General features: G+C 50.2%; 1 tRNA gene and 3 rRNA genes. All 4 read right to left on the reverse strand.

The annotated features are described in order from the left end of the window. Position 1: 1 nt before the first annotated feature. The 4 genes from rrf to AC4HAI_RS08885 all read right to left on the reverse strand — a co-directional run bounded on the left by rrf (position 2) and on the right by AC4HAI_RS08885 (position 5,215). A 5S ribosomal RNA gene (gene rrf / locus AC4HAI_RS08870) occupies positions 2-117 on the reverse strand. Between the two features lie 141 nt (positions 118-258). Continuing rightward, positions 259-3,158 (reverse strand): 23S ribosomal RNA (locus tag AC4HAI_RS08875). Between the two features lie 280 nt (positions 3,159-3,438). After that, positions 3,439-3,511: transfer RNA gene (locus AC4HAI_RS08880), tRNA-Ala, on the reverse strand. 155 nt (positions 3,512-3,666) lie between these two features. Further along, positions 3,667-5,215: ribosomal RNA gene (locus AC4HAI_RS08885) — 16S ribosomal RNA — on the reverse strand. Together the 16S, 23S and 5S rRNA genes with 1 tRNA gene alongside form the textbook arrangement of a ribosomal RNA operon. Positions 5,216-5,323: the final 108 nt, after the last annotated feature.

Raw genomic sequence — 5,323 nt, forward strand, 5'->3', positions numbered from 1 at the left:
CGCTAAGCAACTCCCGTATCTCACAGGGGGCAACCCCCAACTACATCAGGCGTGCTAGGGCTTAACTACTGTGTTCGGCATGGGAACAGGTGTATCTCCTAGGCTATCGTCACTTAACGCTGAATTGAATTGTATTGTATTCAAACGAATTGCTTCGCGTTCTCATTACTGAGTTTGCCAATTCAAAATTGAATACCTATCTATTGTATCAAGCTTAACCTCTAGCTGTCAATACCTTGAACAGTCTCATTACTTCTTTTGGATAAGTCCTCGAGCGATTAGTATTAGTCCGCTCCATAGCTCACACTACTTCCACTCCTAACCTATCTACCTGATCTTCTCTCAGGGCTCTTACTGATATAAAATCATGGGAAATCTCATCTTGAGGGGGGCTTCACACTTAGATGCTTTCAGCGTTTATCCCTTCCCTACATAGCTACCCAGCGATGCTCTTGGCAGAACAACTGGTACACCAGCGGTAAGTCCACTCTGGTCCTCTCGTACTAGGAGCAGATCCTCTCAAATTTCCTACGCCCGCGACGGATAGGGACCGAACTGTCTCACGACGTTCTGAACCCAGCTCGCGTGCCGCTTTAATGGGCGAACAGCCCAACCCTTGGGACCGACTACAGCCCCAGGATGCGACGAGCCGACATCGAGGTGCCAAACCTCCCCGTCGATGTGAACTCTTGGGGGAGATAAGCCTGTTATCCCCAGGGTAGCTTTTATCCGTTGAGCGATGGCCCTTCCATACGGAACCACCGGATCACTAAGCCCGACTTTCGTCCCTGCTCGAGTTGTCGCTCTCGCAGTCAAGCTCCCTTATACCTTTACACTCTGCGACTGATTTCCAACCAGTCTGAGGGAACCTTTGGGCGCCTCCGTTACCTTTTAGGAGGCGACCGCCCCAGTCAAACTGCCCGTCAGACACTGTCTCCGTAGATGATTAACCTACTGGGTTAGAGTAGCCATAACACAAGGGTAGTATCCCAACAGCGCCTCAATCGAAACTGGCGTCCCGATCTCTATGGCTCCTACCTATCCTGTACATGTGGTACAGATACTCAATATCAAACTGCAGTAAAGCTCCATGGGGTCTTTCCGTCCTGTCGCGGGTAACCTGCATCTTCACAGGTACTAAAATTTCACCGAGTCTCTCGTTGAGACAGTGCCCAAATCATTACGCCTTTCGTGCGGGTCGGAACTTACCCGACAAGGAATTTCGCTACCTTAGGACCGTTATAGTTACGGCCGCCGTTTACTGGGGCTTCAATTCATACCTTCGCTTACGCTAAGCACTCCTCTTAACCTTCCAGCACCGGGCAGGCGTCACCCCCTATACGTCATCTTACGATTTTGCAGAGAGCTGTGTTTTTGATAAACAGTTGCTTGGGCCTATTCACTGCGGCTGACTTAAAGCCAGCGCCCCTTCTCCCGAAGTTACGGGGCCATTTTGCCGAGTTCCTTAACGAGAGTTCTCTCGCTCACCTGAGGCTACTCGCCTCGACTACCTGTGTCGGTTTGCGGTACGGGTAGAGTATAGATTAACGCTAGAAGATTTTCTTGGCAGCGTGACATCGCTCACTTCGCTACTAAACTTCGCTCCCCATCACAGCTCAACGTTACAAGACTAAGCATTTGACTCAGTCCACGCCTCACTGCTTGGCCGGACTCTTCCAGTCGTCCGGTTGAGTTAGCCTTCTGCGTCCCTCCTTCACTCTATACTCTAGTACAGGAATATCAACCTGTTGGCCATCGGATACACCTGTCGGTCTCTCCTTAGGTCCCGACTAACCCAGGGCGGACGAGCCTTCCCCTGGAAACCTTAGTCTTACGGTGGACAGGATTCTCACCTGTCTTGCGCTACTCATACCGGCATTCTCACTTCTATGCGCTCCAGCACTCCTCACGGTATACCTTCAAAGCACATAGAACGCTCTCCTACCATCCCTTACGGGATCCACAGCTTCGGTAAATTGTTTTAGCCCCGGTACATTTTCGGCGCAGGGTCACTCGACTAGTGAGCTATTACGCACTCTTTGAATGAATAGCTGCTTCTAAGCTAACATCCTAGTTGTCTGTGCAACCCCACATCCTTTTCCACTTAACAATTATTTTGGGACCTTAGCTGGTGGTCTGGGCTGTTTCCCTTTCGACTACGGATCTTAGCACTCGCAGTCTGACTGCCGACCATAAATCCTTGGCATTCGGAGTTTATCTGAGATTGGTAATCCGGGATGGACCCCTCACCCAAACAGTGCTCTACCTCCAAGATTCTTAATGTCGACGCTAGCCCTAAAGCTATTTCGGAGAGAACCAGCTATCTCCAAGTTCGTTTGGAATTTCTCCGCTACCCACAAGTCATCCAAGCACTTTTCAACGTACTCTGGTTCGGGCCTCCAGTGAGTCTTACCTCACCTTCACCCTGCTCATGGGTAGGTCACATGGTTTCGGGTCTACGTCCACGTACTCATTCGCCCTATTCAGACTCGGTTTCCCTACGGCTCCGTCTCTTCAACTTAACCTCGCACGTAAACGTAACTCGCCGGTTCATTCTACAAAAGGCACGCTCTCACCCATTAACGGGCTCGAACTTGTTGTAGGCACACGGTTTCAGGTTCTATTTCACTCCCCTTCCGGGGTACTTTTCACCTTTCCCTCACGGTACTGGTTCACTATCGGTCACTAGGGAGTATTTAGGGTTGGGAGATGGGCCTCCCAGATTCCGACGAGATTTCTCGTGTCTCGCCGTACTCAGGATACTGTTAGTGGCAAGCGTCATTTCAAATACGAGGCTGTTACTCTCTTTGGCGGACCTTTCCAAGTCCTTCTTCTATGACGATTGCTCACAGAACACAGTCCTACAACCCCAGGTTGTAAACAACCTGGTTTGCCCTTCTGCCCTTTCGCTCGCCGCTACTCAGGCAATCGCTTTTGCTTTCTCTTCCTGCAGCTACTTAGATGTTTCAGTTCACTGCGTTTACCTCCTCACCACCTTAACAGTAGTGGGTGACAGGCATCAACCTGCCGGGTTCCCCCATTCGGATATCTCTGGATCAGCGCTTACGTACAGCTCCCCAAAGCATTTCGTCGTTAATCACGTCCTTCTTCGGCTCCTAGTGCCAAGGCATCCACCGTGCGCCCTTATTAACTTAACCTTATTAAAAACTCTTCAATAGGATTCTACAGCGTTTCGGTTTATTTCTTGTTACTATTTGATAGATATTCAATTTTCAATGGACAAATTTAAGATACTAAGACCGTCCCAACTTGTTGGGCATTTTTGTAGAAAAATAGGAAATCGACGCTGTGTGACTTGCACACTAGGAGATTTATCTTTTTTCCTAAAAAATGAGGTCGTGTTCAATTCCTTGAACAATATCTTATCTAGCTTAGAATACAAGTTTTCGCTCAAGCGAATCATCTCTCGTATCCTAATGGAGCCTAGCGGGATCGAACCGCTGACCTCCTGCGTGCAAAGCAGGCGCTCTCCCAGCTGAGCTAAGGCCCCACAAAACCTCTGAGAACTAAATAGACACCAAGCGTGCTTCCGCTTTTCCTTAGAAAGGAGGTGATCCAGCCGCACCTTCCGATACGGCTACCTTGTTACGACTTCACCCCAATCATCTGTCCCACCTTAGGCGGCTGGCTNTTGCTTTTCCTTAGAAAGGAGGTGATCCAGCCGCACCTTCCGATACGGCTACCTTGTTACGACTTCACCCCAATCATCTGTCCCACCTTAGGCGGCTGGCTCCTAAAAGGTTACCTCACCGACTTTGGGTGTTACAAACTCTCGTGGTGTGACGGGCGGTGTGTACAAGGCCCGGGAACGTATTCACCGCGGCGTGCTGATCCGCGATTACTAGCGATTCCGACTTCATGGAGGCGAGTTGCAGCCTCCAATCCGAACTGAGATTGGTTTTCAGAGATTAGCTTGCCGTCACCGGCTTGCGACTCGTTGTACCAACCATTGTAGCACGTGTGTAGCCCAGGTCATAAGGGGCATGATGATTTGACGTCATCCCCACCTTCCTCCGGTTTATTACCGGCAGTCTCGCTAGAGTGCCCAACTTAATGATGGCAACTAACAATAAGGGTTGCGCTCGTTGCGGGACTTAACCCAACATCTCACGACACGAGCTGACGACAACCATGCACCACCTGTCACCAGTGTTCCGAAGAAAAATCCTATCTCTAGGACGGTCACTGGGATGTCAAGACCTGGTAAGGTTCTTCGCGTTGCTTCGAATTAAACCACATGCTCCACCGCTTGTGCGGGCCCCCGTCAATTCCTTTGAGTTTCAACCTTGCGGTCGTACTCCCCAGGCGGAGTGCTTAATGCGTTAGCGTCGGCACTGAGTCCCGGAAAGGACCCAACACCTAGCACTCATCGTTTACGGCGTGGACTACCAGGGTATCTAATCCTGTTCGCTACCCACGCTTTCGAGCCTCAGCGTCAGTTACAGACCAGAGAGCCGCTTTCGCCACCGGTGTTCCTCCATATATCTACGCATTTCACCGCTACACATGGAATTCCACTCTCCCCTTCTGCACTCAAGTCCAACAGTTTCCAAAGCAAACAATGGTTGAGCCACTGCCTTTAACTTCAGACTTATTAAACCGCCTGCGCTCGCTTTACGCCCAATAAATCCGGACAACGCTCGGGACCTACGTATTACCGCGGCTGCTGGCACGTAGTTAGCCGTCCCTTTCTGGTAAGATACCGTCACTTGTGTAACTTTCCACTCTACACAACGTTCTTCTCTTACAACAGAGCTTTACGATCCGAAAACCTTCTTCACTCACGCGGCGTTGCTCGGTCAGGGTTGCCCCCATTGCCGAAGATTCCCTACTGCTGCCTCCCGTAGGAGTCTGGGCCGTGTCTCAGTCCCAGTGTGGCCGATCACCCTCTCAGGTCGGCTATGTATCGTCGCCTAGGTGAGCCCTTACCTCACCTACTAGCTAATACAACGCAGGTCCATCTGTTAGTGGAGCAATTGCCCCTTTCAAATGGCTAACATGGGTTAGCCACTCTTATGCGGTATTAGCTATCGTTTCCAATAGTTATCCCCCGCTAACAGGCAGGTTACCTACGCGTTACTCACCCGTTCGCAACTCATCCAGAAAAAGCAAGCTCCTTCCTTCTGCGTTCTACTTGCATGTATTAGGCACGCCGCCAGCGTTCGTCCTGAGCCAGGATCAAACTCTCATTTAAAGTTAATCTTACTCAGTCACTTCTGACTTATTGTTCTTTTTTTGACAGGTCGTATTCCTACAACCCGCACGCTTGGTTTCTTGTCTATTCAGTTCTCAAAGGTCTTTG

Source organism: Streptococcus sp. ALY_208 (assembly GCF_058314295.1).